This is a genomic window from Bacillus sp. GbtcB10 (genome assembly GCF_019091365.1).
GTDB lineage: Bacteria > Bacillota > Bacilli > Bacillales > Bacillaceae > Bacillus > Bacillus altitudinis.
In genome coordinates this window covers 78,186-96,080 of sequence record NZ_JAGXJP010000002.1, presented here as the reverse complement: position 1 = coordinate 96,080, position 17,895 = coordinate 78,186, and the positions used below count along the sequence as shown (strand labels likewise).

Sequence of the window (17,895 nt, the reverse complement as noted above, 5' to 3'; positions counted from 1 at the left end):
AAGGAATAAGACTTGGCATCTGCCAAGTCTTTTATATAAAATGGAAGTGAGTGATTTAAAGGGAGGAAGACATGAAGAAGATATTGGTCATTGATGATCATCCGGCTGTCATGGAAGGGACAAAAAGCATATTAGAATCAGATCAGCAGCTATCAGTCGATTGTTTAAGTCCTGATGCAGAAGGCGCCTTTTTAAAGACGCATGACTTTTCCATCTATGATGTGATCTTGATGGATTTAAATCTCGGGGATATCAATGGAATGGACATTGCCAAACAAATTCTAGAAACGAATCAACAAGTGAAAATTATCATTTATACAGGATATGAAGTAGATGATTATTTCGAAGAGGCCATTCGAGCTGGATTGCATGGTGCAATAAGTAAAACAGAGACAAAAGACAAAATTATTGAATACATACACCGCACATTGCAAGGAGAAGTTGTCATTCAGCTATCCTATTTAAAGAAATTAATTTCACAGCAGCAAGAGAAGCCAGAACAGGCGCAGCAGACGGATCATGAGCTGTTAACAGAGCGTGAATGTTTAATCTTAAGAGAAGTGGAAAAAGGGTACACAAACCAAGAGATCGCCGATGTGCTTCATTTGAGCAAACGCTCGATTGAATACAGTTTGACCTCCATCTTTAATAAGCTGAATGTTGGATCTCGAACAGAAGCGGTGTTAATTGCAAAATCGGAAAGTGTGCTGTAAACGTGTGAAGGGAGAGGGCCTTGATGGATGTGAGTGGTTCAAATACACTGCTTGAGGCACTGGGGATTGAGATTGTGGAATGCAATACGTCACGATGCGTGGCGACAATGCCAGTCGATCACCGAACAAAACAGCCATTTGGATTACTGCATGGAGGAGCATCAGCTGCTCTAGCAGAAACAGTGGCAAGCATGGGTGCTGCTGCTCATTTAGACTTAACTCAGCAGGTTTGTTCAGGTATTGAAATCAATGCCAATCATTTAAAATCTGTACGTGATGGAGTGGTGACAGCTACAGCTGTTCCTGTACATGTAGGACGGCGTACAATGGTATTCCAAATCGATATAAAAGATGATCGAGACCGTCATATCTGTACGTCAAGATGTACACTCGCTGTCATTGATCGCATATAAAAAAGCTCCCGGTGCAGCGGAAGCTTTTTTTAATACCCTTTTATGAACATGCAGGTAAAGTGAACAAGACCTGAATGTCAGGTTCTTCATTTATAAATAAGAGTCTTCTTTTCGTTTAATGACAAAGTTACGGAAACCGCCATAATCATCTTGGACACTTCGTTTGTCCATTTTCACACCAGTGTTGTAAGCGGCTCTTCCGATCAAATGAGCGCCGACTGGTGCGGTCAGAAAGATAAAGACAATCCCAAGCAGGATTTTCGCAGAGATGATCCCTGCAAGAAACCATTCATGAAAGAATACACCAACTAAAATGAGAACAACACCAAGTGTCGATGCTTTTGATGCAGCATGCATACGTGTGTAAACATCCGGCAGGCGAAGGACACCAATGGCTGAAATCAAACAGAGGATAGCGCCAAGCAGAATAAAGAAAATCACAATAGCTTTAGCGATGACGATCATTTTCAATCACTTCCCCTTTCTCAAGGAATTTGGAAAAAGCGACAGTGCCGATAAAGGCAAGAATACCGAGCAGTAAAATAATTTCAAAGAACGTAGTGGTTTTCAGTAAGATAGACACGATGGCTGTCATCCCAATTAAATTGATTCCTATCGCATCAAGCGCACTGACACGATCAGGGATAGAAGGTCCTTTGATGACCCGTATGACAAAAAGCAAAGTAGACAGCGCAAGAATTCCAAGTGACATTTGCAAGATCAGTTCCATTACTTACCACTCACCTCCTGAATCGCTTTTTCAAATGATACCCGAATATCGTGGATGGCTTTTTCAGCATCTTCAATATCCATCGCATGAATATATAAAATCGAGCGATCATCGGAAATATCGATGACCAGTGTACCAGGTGTTAATGTAATCATATTAGCCAGTATGGTAATTTCCCAATCTGTTTTCAAATCTGTACGAAAGGCGAAAATACCAGGCTTGATTTTAAGCTTTGGAGATAACACCGTCTTGAGTACACTCAAATTAGCAAGAAGTAGCTCTCTGATAAAAATGATGACGAGCTTGAAAATCGCATAAAGGGCATAGCCGTAAAAACGTTGCGGGAAGAATCGCCGCAGCATAAAAATGGCGATCATCCCTAGTGCAAAGCCTGATACAAAGTCTGCAGCTCTGTATGTATCATTCATAAACATCCATGTAAAGGCGAGGAGAGCGTTTAATAATATTTGAAAGGCCATGTTCATCTACTCCTTCAGCACAGCTTGAATATATTTTTCTGGTGTTGAAAGCATTTCCGCAGCTTGATTGATATAAGGTGCAATGAATTCTGTGCCTAATCCAATCGCAAGCGATAAGACAACAAGCAGTACCCCAGGATACACCATTCCTCTAATGGATGGCTTTCTTCTTCGCATATCCTGTTTCTCTCCCCAAAACGCGAGCATGAAAATCCTCATAACAGAATAAAGGACAAGAAGACTGGACAGCAAAACAAGGATAGAGAACGTCATGTACCCAGCAGAAAACCCACCTTCAACAATTTTCAGCTTGCCAACAAATCCACTTAGCGGAGGAATACCCGCAAGTGATAAAGCCGATATGAAGAACATCCAGCCGAGTAGAGGCTGGGATTGAATCAGCCCACCCATTTTTTTCAGATGATTGGTTCCAGCATACACAAACAGTGCCCCTGCGAGCATAAATAGAGCTCCTTTGATCACCATATCGTGAATGAGGTAATAAATGGCGCCTTGAAGTGATGCCGGTGTATTGGCCGCAATCCCAAACAAAATGACACCAACAGCTGTGACAATGTTATAAATCACAATTTTTTGCACATCAGAATAGGCGATAGAGCCAATGACACCGAATATAACCGTTAGAGCGGCTAGCCAGGCCATAATTGTATGTGTAAAACCTGTATCATGTATAAAGATGAGCGTAAAGACCCTGGCAATCGCATATAGCCCGACCTTTGTCAGCAGTGCGCCAAACAAAGCTGAAATCGCTGCCGGCGGTGCATGATAAGACCCTGGCAACCAGAAATAAAGCGGGAAGACCCCAGCTTTTAAGCCAAATACAATCAGGAACAGAATGGCAATCACGGTGATTAACCCTGTTTGCCCAGATTCAGCTATTTTCACACTTAAATCAGCCATGTTCAGTGTGCCTGTGACTGCATATAAACACGCTACGCCAACAATAAATAATGCCGATGAGATAATATTAAACACAATGTATTTCAGTGATTCACGAAGCTGAGGCTTTGAACCACCCAGAACAATGAGCATATAAGATGCCATCAGCAACAATTCAAAGAAGACAAACAGGTTGAAAATATCTCCTGTTAAAAAGGCACCACTGACGCCAGCTAACAAGAATTGGACACCAGAATAATAGAACAGCCGCTCTCTTTCTTTCCCAATCGTTTGAAAGGAAAAAAGAACTGTGACAAGTCCAACAATGGAAGCGGTCAGCACAAGAAGTGCAGCAAACTGATCGGCCACAAGGGCAATGCCAAACGGTGCTTTCCAGCCACCCAAATAAAGGGTTTGTATGCCGTTTGTGAAAATCGTTTGGACCAAATAGACATTACAGATAATGGCTAAAAGAGATGCAAATACACTAAAGCCTCTCGACAGCATGGTGTTTTTATTCATAAAAATCAATAATGTAGCAGCTAGTAATGGTATTAATATAGGCAGGATCACGAGATTATTCATGCTGATCATTTCCTCTCATTTGATCCATGTCATCTGTTCTCAGCTCTTGGAAGGCACGGAAGGCCATCACGAGCAAAAAGGATGTTACACCAAAAGCAATGACAATAGCTGTTAAAATTAATGCTTGTGGCAATGGATCTACATAGGATGTGAGCCCCTCTTTCAAAATAGGAGGTGCTCCCTTTTTTAAGCCGCCCATTGTTAATAGAAGCAAATGGACGCCGTGACTTAAAACGGCAGTACCGACGATGACCCGCAGAAGGCTTTTTGAAAGCATTAAATAGGTCGCTGCCATAAAAATGATTCCGACGATAATAGACATTAGAAATTCCATTATTCCTTCTCTCCAATCGTTTGAATAATGGTCATGGTGACACCAACAACAACTAAATACACACCGATATCAAACAGGACTGCTGTCGCCAGTTCTGTTTTCCCTAGAAACGGCAGTTGGAAATAATCAAATGCATGGGATAGGAAAGGTGCTCCGAACAGAAAAGATCCCATACCTGTTAGGATGGCAACTAGCAAACCGACACCAGCCACATAAATAAAGTCAAATGGTAAAATGCGTCTGACTGTTTTAAGGTCATAGGCTAAAAGCAGAAGGACGACAGCACCAGCACTCATCAAACCGCCAATGAATCCTCCGCCAGGATTGTTATGTCCTGCAAGAAATAGGTGAAGTGAGAAAAGCAAGATGATGAATGCTGTAATTTTAGTAGTGACTTGTAAGAGCATATCATTCGTATCAATCTTTCTCATCGCCGTACGCCTCTCTTCCGTTTTCCTTGTGCTTTTACCTTTAATAATCCATAAATACCAAGTGCCGCAATGGCCAGCACTGTAATTTCAAAGAGTGTATCAAAGCCCCTGAAATCGACAAGAATGACATTGACAATATTGTCTCCGCCAGCCAGTTTGTAGCTGTTTTCAATGAAGTACGTTGAAATCGTGTCAAGAGACTGCTGGCTTGTGGAAGCAAAAGCAAGACAGGTGACAACAACTCCAACACCTAATGAGATCATCAAATTTGTTAATTTAAATCTTCGTGTTTTTTGCTTCAGACTCAGCTTTGGCAAATGATAGAAGCAAAGTAAAAACAGCGCGACAGAAATGGTTTCAATAATGAGCTGTGTCAGCGCAAGGTCAGGTGCTCTGAAAATCACGAAGAATAGTGACAGCGTGTAGCCCATAACACCTAGCGCAATAATAGCTGTTAAGCGTGAACGAGCAAATACAGTCGTGACTGTCGCTGCGACCATCACAAGTGAAAGGATGGCTTCGTACGTGCCGATTGATGCAGCGTGCTCAGTTTGAAATGAGAAGGCTTGTTTGTAGAACATCACGCTGCCCAGCACGATAATCATAAAACCAAATACATAGACAAGATAGTCACGAAGGAATCCTGTCATATAGCTGTTTGTTAGGCGGTAAGCCCCTTTTTCTACACCTATAAGCGAACGATCATACAAAGCGTTAAATGACCATTTTTCCTTAAATATGTTGTACATTGGGCGCCATTTTGACAGCGTTAAATAGCCAATGGTACCGAGCGCAACTACACCAATTGTCATGTAAAGCTCTGGCTGGAATCCATGCCACGCTTCAATTTTTACGGCAAAGCGGCTTCCTGTTTGAATGGCTTCTGGAATGATCGCTTGAATGGCAGGTTCAATGACAGAATAGGCAAGAATATTAGGGAAAAAGAAAAATGTGACCACAAGTGCAGCTAAAATAATTGGCGGGATCAGCATACCAATCGGTGCTTCATGCGGTTTTTTCTCCAATTGATCGACATTCAGACGGCCTCTAAATGTTTTGAAGACGATCATCATACTGTAGATGAACGTAAACACACTAGCGAGCCAAGCGATAGCAGGGAAGACAGCCCCCCATGTTGAAACATCCGTAAAGCTGATGTCAGAAATCCGAATCATACTTGTGAAAAATAGCTCTTTACTTAAAAATCCATTAAAAGGCGGGAGTCCAGCCATCGAGAATGTACCAATTAACGTAATTGTAAAGGTAATTGGCATGATGGTCATTAATCCACCTAATTTGCGAATATCACGTGTACCTGTTTCGTGATCGATAATCCCTGCTGCCATAAAGAGACTTCCTTTAAAAGTCGCGTGGTTAATGAGATGAAAAATAGCAGCAAGAACGGCTGCGCCAAAAAAGGCAGGGTTGTTTTCATGAATGGCAGCTGCGCCTACTCCTAGCATGAGCATAATCATCCCGAGTTGACTCACTGTCGAGAAGGCCAGAATGGCTTTCAAATCATTTTGCCGAACGGCGTGGAAAGATCCCCAGAATAGTGTGATAAGTCCGACAATCGAAATGGTCCAAAACCACACCTCTGATATAGCAAAAATCGGACTAAAGCGGGCAACCAGATAAATACCGGCTTTTACCATAGTAGCAGAATGTAGATAACTGCTTACAGGGGTTGGTGCTTCCATAGCATCAGGCAGCCAAATATAAAATGGGAACTGCGCTGATTTCGTGAAGGCCCCTAGTAAAATGAGAACCATCGCAGGGATGAAATAAGGTGATGCCATAATGAGCTGAAGCTGATTGACTGCTTCGCGAATACTGAATGAATCAGTGATCAGGTAAATGAGGATGAAGCCGCCAAGCATAGCTAATCCACCAAACACAGTAATAAGCAGTGATTTGGTTGCTCCGTAACGAGAACGCTCACGCTTATACCAATACCCAATTAAGAGGAAGGAAGAGATACTAGTTAGCTCCCAGAACAAATAAAGTACGACCATGTTGTCAGAGAGAACAACACCGAGCATAGCGGTCATAAACATTAATAAATACGTATAGAAAGAGCCAAGCTGTTCTTTTTCCTTTGATAAGTAGAAAATACTGTACAGTACCACAAGTGCACCAATACCTGTGATGAGTAAAGCAAATAGCAGGCTGAGACCATCTACATACACAGTGAAATTCATCCCTAGAGAGGGAATCCACTCAGCTTGTGAGAACAACGTTCGTCCACTCGAGGTGATCTGGAGCATTTGGATGAAATAGGTAAATAAAAGAATAGGCAAGATGAGAACAAACCATCCTGTATGTATACGCCTTACGTACTTAAAGAGAAAAGGGACGACAAAGGCAAGTAAAAAAGGTGATAGGATGGCGAAGTGAATAAGCTGCAAGAAAATGAACCTCCTTTGATCAATATAAATTCACGTTCTAAAGAACTGGTAACTAAAATTATAGCGTAAATACAGACATAGTGCATTGGTTTGAACTGATTTACGGCAAATCGAAATTGTTTTGAGTTCTTTTGACCACAAAAAATATTTTATCAAAAATGAAACTCGTTGTATATTGTTTTGTATTTCGTACATGCTTTTCTTAAAGGAGCTGATCAAATGAAACGAAAGATCGCCATCAGCTTAAGCATATTCTGCACGATTTTAGGAGGAGCATTCTTGATTGAACGAAATGATCAAAAAAGGTGGCAGGCCGGGAGTGAATGGCCGCTATTTTCCGAACAACTCCTCCATATGACCTATCCTCAGGCGAAACAGTATCCTTTTCAGCCTCGGGAGTATATACGAATTGTATTAGCTGATGAATGAGGATGTATGGGAGAAAAGAAATATAAAAAAAGCATGTCCCTTACGAAAAGGACATGCTCAGCGTGTAGACAAACCCTCGCATTCGTTGTCAGTCCTGCGCTCCGGTGCTCACGAATGTCAAATTCGCTCTGCTCCGGTGCTCGTCCTTCCTAGACTGCAAAGGTTTTCTATCACGCTGAAAAGAAGACAAAGGGCTAAAATAAAGTACATTTTAGCCCTTTGTCAACTATCTGTGCATGTCCCTTATGAAAAGGACATGCTTTTTGTTTCTTTTTTAAGTAAACATTCTGAGTAAGATTGTTGCGCAAATAACGGTTGCTGCTCCGCCAAGACGTGTAGAGACTTGAGCGAAAGGCATAAGGCCCATTCTTCCAGAAGCTGAAAGAATTGCAACGTCACCAGTACCGCCTAATCCACTGTGACAGCCAGTCACAATTGCAGATTCAACTGGATACATGTTCATGAATTTACCAACAAAGTAACCAGAACCAACCATGCCTAGAACAACAGCAATACATACACATACGAAAGGAATCGAAATAACAGTGGCCACATCATCAAGTGGAATGTATAGAATTCCTAAACCAACCATTAGAGGCCATGTAAAGCTTTTCGATACAAACTTGTAGAACTGCTGTGAGCCGTTTTGCAAATGCTGAGGCATCACGTTTAAGTATTTGATTAATGCAGCAAGAACAATCATTAAGATTGGACCTGGAATATGAACAAAACTTTCTAATAAGCCGCCAAAGATAAAAGTTGTACATGCAACAAGCACACCTGCACCCATTAAGCTGAAGTCAACTTTAGTATCCATTTCAGGCTGTTCAAAGATTTCATTTGCTTCTTTTGATTTAACAAGTCGTCCATTCCCGTTTAGTTCAGGACGTTTTTCACCAAGCTTTTTCATTGCGCCAGCACAAATGATGGCAATGACGTTCCCAATGACAGCAGCCGGAATTAATTGAGAAATTAATGACTCTGCTGATACACCAAGAATTTGTGAATAAGCAATCGATAATGGCAATATCCCTTCACCGACACCACCGGCAATAATCGGTACAATGATAAAGAAGAACGAATGATGCGGTGTGTAACCAACTAGAAGACCCACTAGAATTCCAGCAGCCACAGCTGTAATTGTACCTGCAACAAGAGGAACAAACATACGAATAAGGCCTTGTACTAAAACAGTTCGTTGCATCCCAAGAATACTACCTACTACAAGAGCAGATATATAGAAGTATAGGAAGTTCGACGTTTTCATCAGAGACGTAACCGCTTCCAACGAGTTTGGATTCAGAACATGAAAAAAGACCAGGAACGATGGTACGAATAAAGAAAGAATCGCCGGTCCACCAATATCTTTTAAGATTGGAATACGTTGTCCTACATCTCCTAGGAAAATCCCCAAAATCATAATAACAGCGAAACCACCAAGCATATTTGCTGGAATTTTATTAAAATAAGCGGCAGTTAAAATAATCGCTGCAAGTACTATATACACAGGTAGATCAATAACACCAATTTTCCAAGAAAGAATTTTTCGGAAAACGCTTTTATTATTGTCAGAATCGTTTGTAATCGATTTCAATTGTTGTGTATTAGCCACATAAACACCCCCAAATGCTATTTGTCTCAATTGTAGAAGATTCTGTGACACTCATCTATTTATTAAACTAAATTAAGTGTAATAAAAGTAAAATAAACGGGGGTTTTGTCGTTTTTATCATACAAAAATCCCCTGAAGATAGTTTGTCCTTCAGGGGATTGATCATACATGGTATTTATTTATCGTTTTCCTTTTAAATAAGGGGTACCAAGTGCTTTTGGTGCGTCTGCTCGTCCAATGAAGCCAGTAAGAGCTAGGATCGTCAGCACATATGGTGCAATGAGCATGTACACGTTCGGGATATCTTGAAACAGCGGAAGCAGAGAGCCAATGATGCTTAAGCTTTGTGCAAATCCAAAGAATAAAGCAGCGCCCATAGCGCCAAATGGGTGCCATTTCCCGAAAACAAGGGCGGCTAACGCAATGAAGCCTTGTCCCGTAATGGTGGCGTGTGAGAAGTCAAGAGCGATGGTCGATGCATACACAGCTCCGCCAAGACCGCCAAATAGACCACTAATGAAGACGCCAATATAGCGCATCCGGTATACCTTGATTCCCATTGTATCAGCTGCCATTGGATGCTCTCCGACTGCACGAAGTCGCAAGCCAAACGGCATTTTAAATAAAACAAACCAAGCGACAACCGCAAGAACTAATGCGAGAATGGACGTATAATACACATCTTTAAAGAAAATATCACCAATGATCGGAATGTCACTTAAAAGGGGAATATCTCCTTTATAGAAAGGTTCTGTAATTTTATCCGTTTGTGCTTTGCCATAAATCAGTTTGACAACAAACAGCGTAGCACCAAGGGCAAGCATGTTAATCGCAACACCACTGACCGTTTGATCTGCTCTGAACGTAATAGTGGCCACAGCGTGAATGAGTGAGAACACGCCGCCAATGGCCATACCAACAAGTAGACCGAGCCACGGGGTCAAGGCACCAAACGTATCAGCAAACATTAAGTTAAAAATAATACTAGAAAATGCTCCGACGACCATCAAACCTTCAAGACCGATATTGACGACACCTGATCTTTCTGAAAAGACGCCTCCAAGAGCGGTTAAAATAAGTGGTGCAGCATATACAAGTGTAGCCGGGACGATGATTTCAAGAATTTGCAGAAATCCCACTTATTTTCCCCCCTTTTTCTTCAATTGTTGAATGACAAGACGGATGATATAGCTTGAGGCAACGAAAAGAATAATGATCGCAATCACAATATCAACGACCTCAGTCGGTACGCCAGATTCAAGCGGCATGTTTAAAGCACCGACTTTCAATCCACCAAGCAATAATGCCGCTAAGACGACACCAATAGCTGTGTTTCCGCCTAATAAGGCAACAGCGATTCCATCAAAACCAACGCCAGTGAATGATCCTTTAATCGAAGCATATTCAAATGTTCCGAGTCCTTCCATCGCACCTGCAAGACCTGCAAAGGCACCAGAAATGAGCATCGCATAAATGATGTTGCGTCGAACGTTCATCCCAGCATAATGAGAGGCCTGCTGGTTCATCCCAACTGCGCGTAATTCAAACCCTTTAGAGGTTTTCTGGATAATAACCCACATGACAACAGCCGCAATAATGGCAACAAAAATCCCATTATGCATTCTAGAGAAATCAGTGATCTGCTCAAAAAAACCAGATCGAAGGGAAGCTGTTGCATCAATTTTTTCTGTTTTATCTTTATTGTTTGTTAAGACATTTGAGATTAAATAATTTGTGACATGAAGGGCAATGTAGTTCATCATGATGGTGACAATGACTTCATGTACGTAAAAACGAGCTTTTAAAAATCCGGGAATAAAGCCCCATAATGCACCAGCAGCTGCTGCTGTGATCAGTGCAAGAGGCAGATGGATATACATAGGTGCATGGACAGTTGTGCCGATCCATACAGCAGCTACCCAGCCAATCAGCATTTGACCTTCTACCCCGATATTAAATAGGCCTGTCCGAAATGCAAAGGCAACAGCAAGTCCTGATAAAATATAAGGCGTGACTTGTCGGATGGTTTCTCCCATATAATACGTTTCACCGAATACGCCATTCCAAAGGGCGCTATAACCTTCGATGACACTATAACCGCTTGCCAGCATAATGATGGCCCCAACGAAAAGACCAAGTACAATGGCGATAAGCGGAATCAGCAGATTTGTTAAGCGATTAGACATTTGCTTCTTTCCCCACTTCCTGTTGCGTACTTCCAGCCATTAACAGACCAAGTTCTTGCTCTGTTGTTTCTTTTGGATCCACAATGGCAATAATGCTGCCTTCGAAAATCACAGCAATCTTATCACTGACATTGATAATTTCATCAAGCTCAAAGGAGATGAGCAGAACAGCTTTGCCTGAATCCCTTTGTTCAATCAGACGTTTATGAACAAACTCAATGGCTCCGACATCAAGTCCACGTGTCGGCTGTGCGGCAATTAATAAATCAGGATTTCGGTCAACTTCACGGCCAATAATGGCTTTTTGCTGGTTACCCCCTGATAGCGCACGTGCTTCTGTATATTCACTAGGTGTCCGTACGTCGTATTCAGCAATGATTCGTTTTGCTTTTTGATAAATGTTTTTCATATTCATCAAGCCAAACTTCGAATATGGACGCTGATAATACGTTTGTAAGGAAATATTTTCTCCAATTGAAAAGTCAAGGACAAGTCCGTGCTTATGACGGTCTTGAGGAATATGTCCGATACCAGATTCTGTGACCTTACGAGGCGGGAGATTTTGAATGGATTTCCCGTTTAGCATGATCGTGCCAGATTCGGATTTTTTCAGACCTGTAATGGCTTCAATTAATTCAGATTGACCATTTCCGTCTACACCCGCAATTCCGACAATCTCACCAGCTTTTACTGATAAATTGAGTTGTTTCACGGCTTCAATTCCTCGCGCATCTTTGACAGTGAGATCTTGAATTTGCAAGACTTCTTCAGCAGGGGAGGCTACTTTTTTGTCTGTTTTAAATGAGACTTCGCGGCCGACCATTAAACTGGCAAGCTCGTCTTTGTTTGTGTGTTCCACATCAAGTGTACGAATGCCTTGCCCTTTTCGGATAATGGTCACGCGATGACAGGCATCCATAATTTCTTTTAGCTTGTGGGTAATTAAAATAATGGATTTGCCTTCATTGATTAAGTTTTTCATAATTTGTATGAGTTCTTTTATTTCTTGAGGTGTTAAGACGGCTGTTGGTTCGTCGAAGATCAAGATATCAGCGCCGCGGTATAGTGTTTTTAAGATTTCTGCTCGCTGCTGCATACCGACTGAGATGTCAGATACTTTAGCGGCAGGGTCTATTTTCAGTCCATAACGGTCAGAAAGTTCCTGCACTTGCTGAATGGCTTGTTCTTTGTCAATCTTTCCAAATTTCTTTGGCTCTTTTCCTAAAATGATGTTTTCAGCCACAGTAAATGTATCAACTAGCATAAAATGCTGATGGACCATTCCAATGCCTAAATCACTTGCATCATTTGGACTAGAGATTGTAACCGGTTTTCCGTGTACCTTGATTTCACCTTTTTCAGGCTGATACAGTCCGAAAAGCACGTTCATGAGCGTTGATTTTCCAGCGCCGTTTTCACCAAGCAGCGCATGAATTTCGCCCTTTTTTAGCTGCAGCGTAATGTTATCATTTGCTACAATGCCAGGGAATTCTTTGCGTATATTCAACATTTCAATGACATAATCCACAGGTTTAACCGCTCCTTTTTTAGGGTGCTGATGAAGATAAAAACTAGCAAAAGAAAAGCTGCAAAACAAGGCTGCAGCTTTTCTTTTACCACCTTTTACGAATAAAGAGGAGGTAAAGGAGAGGCAAGGGGATAAGGCGCGCTTATCCCGATGCACAAATTAAGCTTTAAAATCTTTTAGTTCATCACGTGTTGCAGGGATTTTCACTTCACCCTTGATGATTTTTTGTTTCCATTCTTCGACTTTCTTCAATACATCTTTATCAAGATTCTCTTGAGATGGAGAGATGTCAACGCCGCCTTCTTTCAGACCGTACGTGATCACTTCGCCACCAGGGAACTTACCTTCTTTTGCTTTTGTTGTTAAGTCTTGTACCGCTGTGTCTACTTTCTTAATCATAGAAGTAAGAGTGACACTTTGTTTTGTTCCAGGTACTTTACCTTCATCATACTGGTCTTTATCAACACCAATGACCCACACTTTGCGGTCAGGATCAGCTTTTTTCAGGTTTTTCGCTTCTGTGAAGACACCAGTTCCAGTTCCGCCTGCTGCGTGGTAAATGACGTCAACGCCAGATTTGTACATACTTTCAGCTGTTGCTTTACCGATGTCTGCTTTATCGAATGCCCCAGCATATTTCACTTCAACTTTTGCTTTTGGATTAGCTGCTTCAACGCCTGCACGGAAACCAACTTCGAATTTTCTGATTAATTCAGAATCAACGCCGCCAACAAAACCAATTTTGTTTGATTTTGTAGAAAGAGCCGCTGCAACACCTACAAGGAATGAACCTTCGTTTTCGTTAAATGTAATGCTTGCTACGTTGTCTTTTTTTACAACTGCATCAACGATGGCAAAGTGGTTTTTCTTACGTTGATTCGCAATTTCAGTAATAGAATCTTGCATTAAGAAACCAATTCCGTAAATCAAATCAAATTTCTCACGAGCAAGTGTGTTTAAGTTTGTTGTATAGTCAGCGTCTGATTTAGATTGTAAGTAATCAAAGCCGTTTTTACCTTTTGTTAAATTGTTGTCTTTCCCAAATGCTTGTAAACCTTCCCAAGCAGATTGGTTAAACGATTTGTCATCGACACCACCGACATCAGTTACCATTGCAACAGTGAATTGATCTTTATCTTTTTTGTTTTCACCGCTGTTTGAGCCAGAGTTGCCGCATGCTCCAAGGATGGTTCCTGCTGCTACGACTAAGGACAATGCAAGTCCAATTTTGCGCTTCTTCAAAACATAACCCCCTATAAAATTTAAAAGTTTCAGAAAAGTCTCGCGAAAAAAGACCGACTCTTGCCTTCTCCTATCCTTCTGAAAAGGGTATTTTATCCTGCATTCTTTTAAAATTGATGGAAACAGGAGAGAAGATGTAAGACATCAGACTTATATCTCGTTGAACTAATCAATCATAATTTATCATTTCCCATCGAATAAATAAATAGAAATTTGTTTTATTTTAAAAAAAATGTTAAAAGGCTAAATTCGATGTCTTTTTATGTGCTGAAATATGATATAATGCCGCTTTTATGATGTGCTCTACTACAGTGAAACCGCTGATATCAAGGGGTTTGTGACATCGTATGCCATAAAAAAACATCTGGCCTTTGTGAAAGGTCAGATGTGTCAAATTAAAGATATTGCTGAATCAAATTCATGTTGCTTGTATTCAGTTTATATTGGAAAACAGGGCGGCCGATTGTCCCGTATGCCATCTCCACATCAACCACTTCGATATCCTCAAGAAATTTCAAATATTTTCTAATCGAAACTTGAGAGATTTCAGTATGATTGGCTAGGTCTTCGGTCGTGAAAGCCTGCTGACCGAATGATTGAATGCTTGTCCAGATGAGTTTGAGTGTGCTCTTCGTCAGGCCTTTTGGCAGCAGGACTTTTTCCGCCTCTGCTTTTTTATGAAAAAGCTTCGCGTCTAAATCATTTTGAGAGATGCTATTCATCGTTTGGTATAGGGCATGTTTTCTTTTATATTCTGCCAGTGCTGATTGGAAGCGTTCAAACTCAAAAGGTTTGATTAAATAGTCGACAGCTCCGTTTCGCATCGTTTGCTGTACGACATCCACTTCATTTGCAGCTGAAATGACGATGACGTCAACGGAATGATTTTGCTTACGAATTTCTGATAATAGGGCGAGCCCATTTTGTCCAGGCATATAAATATCAAGCAATACAAGGTGAATGATTTCTGATTTTAAGATGTCTAGTGCCTTTTGAAATGAGGTGGCAATCCCTTTTAATTCAAATCCTTCTATTTGGGTCAAGTAGCGTTTATTCAGCTCTCCGACCATTGGGTCATCTTCTACGATCAACACATTAATCATGTGAATCCTCCTTTTGTTTATATGGAATACGGAGACTAAAGGTCGTTCCTTCTCCTTTTTCGCTTGTGACGATCATATGTCCGTTCAGTTTTTTGATGCTTTGGTCAACAAAATAAAGGCCAAATCCTCTGTCTTCTCCTTTTGTTGAAAAGCCTTGATCAAACATAATGTCCTGTTCTTCTTTTGTCAGACCGACCCCTGTGTCTGTAATTTCAATATGAAGCTGCTCTTGGACATATCTGAATGAGATGGAGATATTTTTGTTCTCTGTATGGGAAACGGCATCGAGTGCGTTATTTAACAGATTACCGATGACCGTAATAAGGTCATGTGTGACTGCTGGGTCCTCCGAGTTTGGTACCTGTGTACTGCAATTGACTTCTAAAGCTGCGCCTTGTTCTCTGATGTAGCTTTGTTTTCCTAGTAAAAACCCGGCTAAGACTGAGTTTTTCACATGGTTGATGATTTCATTTGTTTCTGTCTGCTGATAAATCGCAATATCTTTAATATAGGTGCCAAGGTCATCATAGTTCTTTAGCTGGACCAATCCTAAAATGACATGGAGCTTGTTCATAAATTCGTGTGACTGGGCACGAAGTGCATTGGCATACATCTTCACCCCGCTCAGCTGCTCAGCCAGATGTTTGACTTCTGTTTTGTCACGGAAGGTTGCGATCGCTCCGACAATTTCCCCTTTTACCGTAATCGGCACCTCATTAAAGACCAGCTCCAGTCCGTTCATTCTGACATCGCGATCAAGCAGCGGTTTCCGTGTTTCGATTACTTGCTTTAAGCCGCTTGAAGGCAGAAGAGCCTGTACATCTTGTTCTCTAGGGTCAACCATAATGCCCATATTATGAAAAAGACGTTTAGCTTCTGCATTTGCCAGCTTGATTTTACCGTGCTGATCAACGGCAAGAATGCCTTCTTTTGTTGATTCTAGCATAGCGCTTCGTTCTTTTAATAATGTGGCAATTTCATCTGGCTCTAGTCCAAACATAATCTTCTTTACTTTACGTGCCACAATGAGTGCGCCGATAATGCCAGATAAAAGGCTTAGCGATGTGACAAAGTAGAGCGGGAGCAGGCTTTGATGAATAATTAAATCAATTTCCTTTAATGTAATCCCAACTGCCACAGCCCCGAGCTGCTTGCCATCTTGGTTATAAACAGGAACAAAGGCACGCATGGACTTGCCAAGTGTTCCAGATGCGGTACTAATATGTTCTTTACCCTGTAATGCCGGTTTTTCATCACCGCCAGCAAACCGCTTCCCAATCTTTTGCGGATTCGGATGTGTTTTGCGGATACCGTTCATATCCATGACGACAACGAATTCGGTTTTGGTAATACGCTGAACACTTGTTGTATATTTTCGCAGTGCTGTATATGATTGATCTTTTTCCAATGATTTTGCTGTGATCGGAGCCTCTGCGACCATTTTGGCAGTGGAGAGGGCGATATCACGTTCCTGCTGATGAATATTTTTGGCTGTTTCTGACCAGATCGTAAAGAATGTGATACAGAGGGAGATCAGGACAACAATACAGACAAAGATCGTCAGCCGTGTTTGCAGTCTTAAAGTTTTTTTCACGAGTATACCCCTAACGCGCAATTTTTTCGTAATAGTAATACTTTAACGGGAAAATGTAAGTTTGTGAAGGAATGTACGTGCAAAATCACAAATTTGATTTAGATTCCAGTTTACTTGGAAAGCATCTTGTCAATCCGTTTTAAGTGAGCCATAATAAAAATGAGCTTATGAGAAAGGATCTATTTATGAAAAATACATATTTGACTGGATATTTTCCGCTGATTTCGATTTTGCTATTCAGCTCTGCCTTTTCTATTTTTACAGTAGGTATCACGACTGACTTCTTGACCCAAGCAGGAATTTTAAAAGGAATGCTGGAATTTTTCTCTGAACAGGGCATTCGTCTTGCTTTATTTGCCGCATTTGCACTTGTTTATTTTATGATTTTATCTGCTTTAAAACTCATTGCAGATACGGTGTTAGAGTTGGCGCTGCTCTTTTTTGCAAAGGACCCTGAAGGGGAGAACTTAAAGAAAATTCGGATTGCATCGGTTGTCTATTTGTTTGCCAGCTTACTTGCATTTCTATTGACGCAGCAGCTTATTCTGCTTGTTGGGCTTTTTGTTTTAGCAAGTCTCGTCTATTTTATCTGGGTTGTGGTACGCATTTATCAATCACTTTCCATGCTGAATTTAATTGGGTTTATGATGTTTAATCTGCTGTTTTGGGCCACGTTTTTGATCGGCATTTTGTACTTATTTATTAAGCTTTATAACAGTGTGATGGCGAGTCTGCCAGCTTAATCAGACGAAAGAAAGCATCCTCCGATGATGGAGGATGCTTTTTTTATGGAAGAAACCGCTTCTGAATATCAGGTGTAGGCATCATACAGGATGTTTTTTGACCAAACCATTTGTAGCGATTCTTTGCAATGAGTTGATAAAACCAGTCACGGATTGGTCGAGGGATCGCGAGGAGTAAATAGCTCCATCTGTATATCCCTTTTAAATGGCGCGCCGCTTTTAAGATGCCTGTTGACTTCATATAAAGGGTCCCATTTTCAATATAAATGAATGAATTGAACTCATCTAAAGGCAAGCCGTTTTCTTTTAAAATACGCTGCCCTGTATCTGATTGTAAAGAAGCAAACATCATCCGCTCATTCGGGTCGCGCTTGATGATAAACTGAACAGCACCACTGCACACGTTGCAGACACCGTCAAATAAAATGAAGTGAGAGGGTTGTGTTGAATGCATCGCAATCAAAC

19 protein-coding genes are annotated in these 17,895 nt (G+C 41.2%); 4 read left to right on the top strand and 15 right to left on the bottom strand.

The genetic code is table 11. The features are described from left to right. The first annotated feature begins 71 nt into the window (after positions 1-71). Positions 72-713 (top strand): two-component system response regulator ComA, encoded by a 642-nt coding sequence (gene comA, locus KVT11_RS05925; protein WP_007500477.1) that lies wholly within the window; start codon positions 72-74, stop codon positions 711-713. Positions 714-736: 23 nt separating this feature from the next. After that, positions 737-1,126, top strand: coding sequence for a hotdog fold thioesterase (locus KVT11_RS05920; protein WP_008345855.1), 390 nt, complete (start codon positions 737-739; stop codon positions 1,124-1,126). A gap of 90 nt (positions 1,127-1,216) precedes the next feature. Here the strand turns inward: KVT11_RS05920 and mnhG are convergent, their stop codons facing one another. The 7 genes from mnhG to KVT11_RS05885 are packed head-to-tail and all read right to left on the bottom strand — an operon-like array spanning position 1,217 to position 6,993. Further along, entirely contained in the window at positions 1,217-1,591 is a 375-nt protein-coding gene (gene mnhG, locus KVT11_RS05915; protein WP_003213369.1) for a monovalent cation/H(+) antiporter subunit G, read from the bottom strand. Further along, entirely contained in the window at positions 1,575-1,856 is a 282-nt protein-coding gene (locus KVT11_RS05910) for a Na(+)/H(+) antiporter subunit F1 (protein WP_008345849.1), read from the bottom strand. The genes mnhG and KVT11_RS05910 overlap by 17 nt, the downstream gene beginning before the upstream one ends. After that, on the bottom strand, positions 1,856-2,335 hold the full coding sequence (locus tag KVT11_RS05905; protein WP_008345848.1) for a Na+/H+ antiporter subunit E: 480 nt from the start codon (positions 2,333-2,335) through the stop codon (positions 1,856-1,858). Before KVT11_RS05905 ends, KVT11_RS05910 begins: the two co-directional genes overlap by 1 nt. Positions 2,336-2,341: 6 nt before the next feature. After that, positions 2,342-3,820, bottom strand: a complete 1,479-nt coding sequence (locus KVT11_RS05900) for a Na+/H+ antiporter subunit D (RefSeq protein WP_116306135.1) — start codon at positions 3,818-3,820, stop codon at positions 2,342-2,344. Then, positions 3,813-4,154 carry a Na(+)/H(+) antiporter subunit C gene (locus KVT11_RS05895; protein ID WP_003213576.1) on the bottom strand — a complete coding sequence of 114 codons (342 nt, stop codon included), beginning with the start codon at positions 4,152-4,154 and terminating at the stop codon, positions 3,813-3,815. Before KVT11_RS05895 ends, KVT11_RS05900 begins: the two co-directional genes overlap by 8 nt. Beyond that, positions 4,154-4,585 (bottom strand): Na(+)/H(+) antiporter subunit B, encoded by a 432-nt coding sequence (locus KVT11_RS05890; protein ID WP_008345843.1) that lies wholly within the window; start codon positions 4,583-4,585, stop codon positions 4,154-4,156. The genes KVT11_RS05895 and KVT11_RS05890 overlap by 1 nt, the downstream gene beginning before the upstream one ends. After that, a complete protein-coding gene (locus KVT11_RS05885) occupies positions 4,582-6,993 on the bottom strand; it encodes a Na+/H+ antiporter subunit A (protein WP_057079134.1) in 2,412 nt (803 codons plus the stop codon). Before KVT11_RS05885 ends, KVT11_RS05890 begins: the two co-directional genes overlap by 4 nt. A gap of 219 nt (positions 6,994-7,212) precedes the next feature. On the opposite strand from KVT11_RS05885, the gene KVT11_RS05880 reads away from it, so the two are divergent. Next, complete coding sequence (locus tag KVT11_RS05880; protein ID WP_019744044.1) at positions 7,213-7,422, top strand: hypothetical protein; 210 nt, start codon at positions 7,213-7,215, stop codon at positions 7,420-7,422. A 274-nt stretch (positions 7,423-7,696) separates the two neighbouring features. Here the strand turns inward: KVT11_RS05880 and KVT11_RS05875 are convergent, their stop codons facing one another. From KVT11_RS05875 to malK, 7 genes are all read right to left on the bottom strand, one after another. Further along, on the bottom strand, positions 7,697-9,034 hold the full coding sequence (locus tag KVT11_RS05875) for a 2-hydroxycarboxylate transporter family protein (RefSeq protein ID WP_008345838.1): 1,338 nt from the start codon (positions 9,032-9,034) through the stop codon (positions 7,697-7,699). Positions 9,035-9,213: 179 nt separating this feature from the next. Beyond that, entirely contained in the window at positions 9,214-10,173 is a 960-nt protein-coding gene (locus KVT11_RS05870; protein ID WP_008345835.1) for an ABC transporter permease, read from the bottom strand. Continuing rightward, entirely contained in the window at positions 10,174-11,220 is a 1,047-nt protein-coding gene (locus KVT11_RS05865; protein ID WP_017367955.1) for an ABC transporter permease, read from the bottom strand. Then, positions 11,213-12,748, bottom strand: a complete 1,536-nt coding sequence (locus tag KVT11_RS05860; protein ID WP_116306132.1) for an ABC transporter ATP-binding protein — start codon at positions 12,746-12,748, stop codon at positions 11,213-11,215. The genes KVT11_RS05865 and KVT11_RS05860 overlap by 8 nt, the downstream gene beginning before the upstream one ends. A 159-nt stretch (positions 12,749-12,907) precedes the next feature. Next, positions 12,908-13,990 (bottom strand): BMP family lipoprotein, encoded by a 1,083-nt coding sequence (locus KVT11_RS05855; RefSeq protein ID WP_008345828.1) that lies wholly within the window; start codon positions 13,988-13,990, stop codon positions 12,908-12,910. Positions 13,991-14,385: 395 nt separating this feature from the next. Further along, positions 14,386-15,093 (bottom strand): response regulator, encoded by a 708-nt coding sequence (locus tag KVT11_RS05850; RefSeq protein WP_041091824.1) that lies wholly within the window; start codon positions 15,091-15,093, stop codon positions 14,386-14,388. Beyond that, a complete protein-coding gene (gene malK / locus KVT11_RS05845; RefSeq protein ID WP_017367953.1) occupies positions 15,086-16,687 on the bottom strand; it encodes a malate sensor histidine kinase MalK in 1,602 nt (533 codons plus the stop codon). The genes KVT11_RS05850 and malK overlap by 8 nt, the downstream gene beginning before the upstream one ends. Before the next feature lie 185 nt (positions 16,688-16,872). On the opposite strand from malK, the gene KVT11_RS05840 reads away from it, so the two are divergent. Further along, a complete protein-coding gene (locus KVT11_RS05840; protein WP_017367952.1) occupies positions 16,873-17,430 on the top strand; it encodes a YufK family protein in 558 nt (185 codons plus the stop codon). 43 nt (positions 17,431-17,473) lie between these two features. Here the strand turns inward: KVT11_RS05840 and KVT11_RS05835 are convergent, their stop codons facing one another. Then, positions 17,474-17,884: a thiol-disulfide oxidoreductase DCC family protein gene (locus KVT11_RS05835; RefSeq protein ID WP_017358953.1), complete on the bottom strand. Its 411-nt coding sequence runs from the start codon at positions 17,882-17,884 to the stop codon at positions 17,474-17,476. Positions 17,885-17,895: the final 11 nt, after the last annotated feature.

Coding starts and splice junctions, on each gene's coding strand:
- comA (WP_007500477.1), top strand. CDS start 72: ATGAAGAAGATATTGGTCATTGATGATCATCCGGCTGTCATGGAAGGG.
- KVT11_RS05920 (WP_008345855.1), top strand. CDS start 737: ATGGATGTGAGTGGTTCAAATACACTGCTTGAGGCACTGGGGATTGAG.
- mnhG (WP_003213369.1), bottom strand. CDS start 1,591: ATGATCGTCATCGCTAAAGCTATTGTGATTTTCTTTATTCTGCTTGGC.
- KVT11_RS05910 (WP_008345849.1), bottom strand. CDS start 1,856: ATGGAACTGATCTTGCAAATGTCACTTGGAATTCTTGCGCTGTCTACT.
- KVT11_RS05905 (WP_008345848.1), bottom strand. CDS start 2,335: ATGGCCTTTCAAATATTATTAAACGCTCTCCTCGCCTTTACATGGATG.
- KVT11_RS05900 (WP_116306135.1), bottom strand. CDS start 3,820: ATGAATAATCTCGTGATCCTGCCTATATTAATACCATTACTAGCTGCT.
- KVT11_RS05895 (WP_003213576.1), bottom strand. CDS start 4,154: ATGGAATTTCTAATGTCTATTATCGTCGGAATCATTTTTATGGCAGCG.
- KVT11_RS05890 (WP_008345843.1), bottom strand. CDS start 4,585: ATGAGAAAGATTGATACGAATGATATGCTCTTACAAGTCACTACTAAA.
- KVT11_RS05880 (WP_019744044.1), top strand. CDS start 7,213: ATGAAACGAAAGATCGCCATCAGCTTAAGCATATTCTGCACGATTTTA.
- KVT11_RS05865 (WP_017367955.1), bottom strand. CDS start 11,220: ATGTCTAATCGCTTAACAAATCTGCTGATTCCGCTTATCGCCATTGTA.
- KVT11_RS05850 (WP_041091824.1), bottom strand. CDS start 15,093: ATGATTAATGTGTTGATCGTAGAAGATGACCCAATGGTCGGAGAGCTG.
- KVT11_RS05840 (WP_017367952.1), top strand. CDS start 16,873: ATGAAAAATACATATTTGACTGGATATTTTCCGCTGATTTCGATTTTG.
- KVT11_RS05835 (WP_017358953.1), bottom strand. CDS start 17,884: ATGCATTCAACACAACCCTCTCACTTCATTTTATTTGACGGTGTCTGC.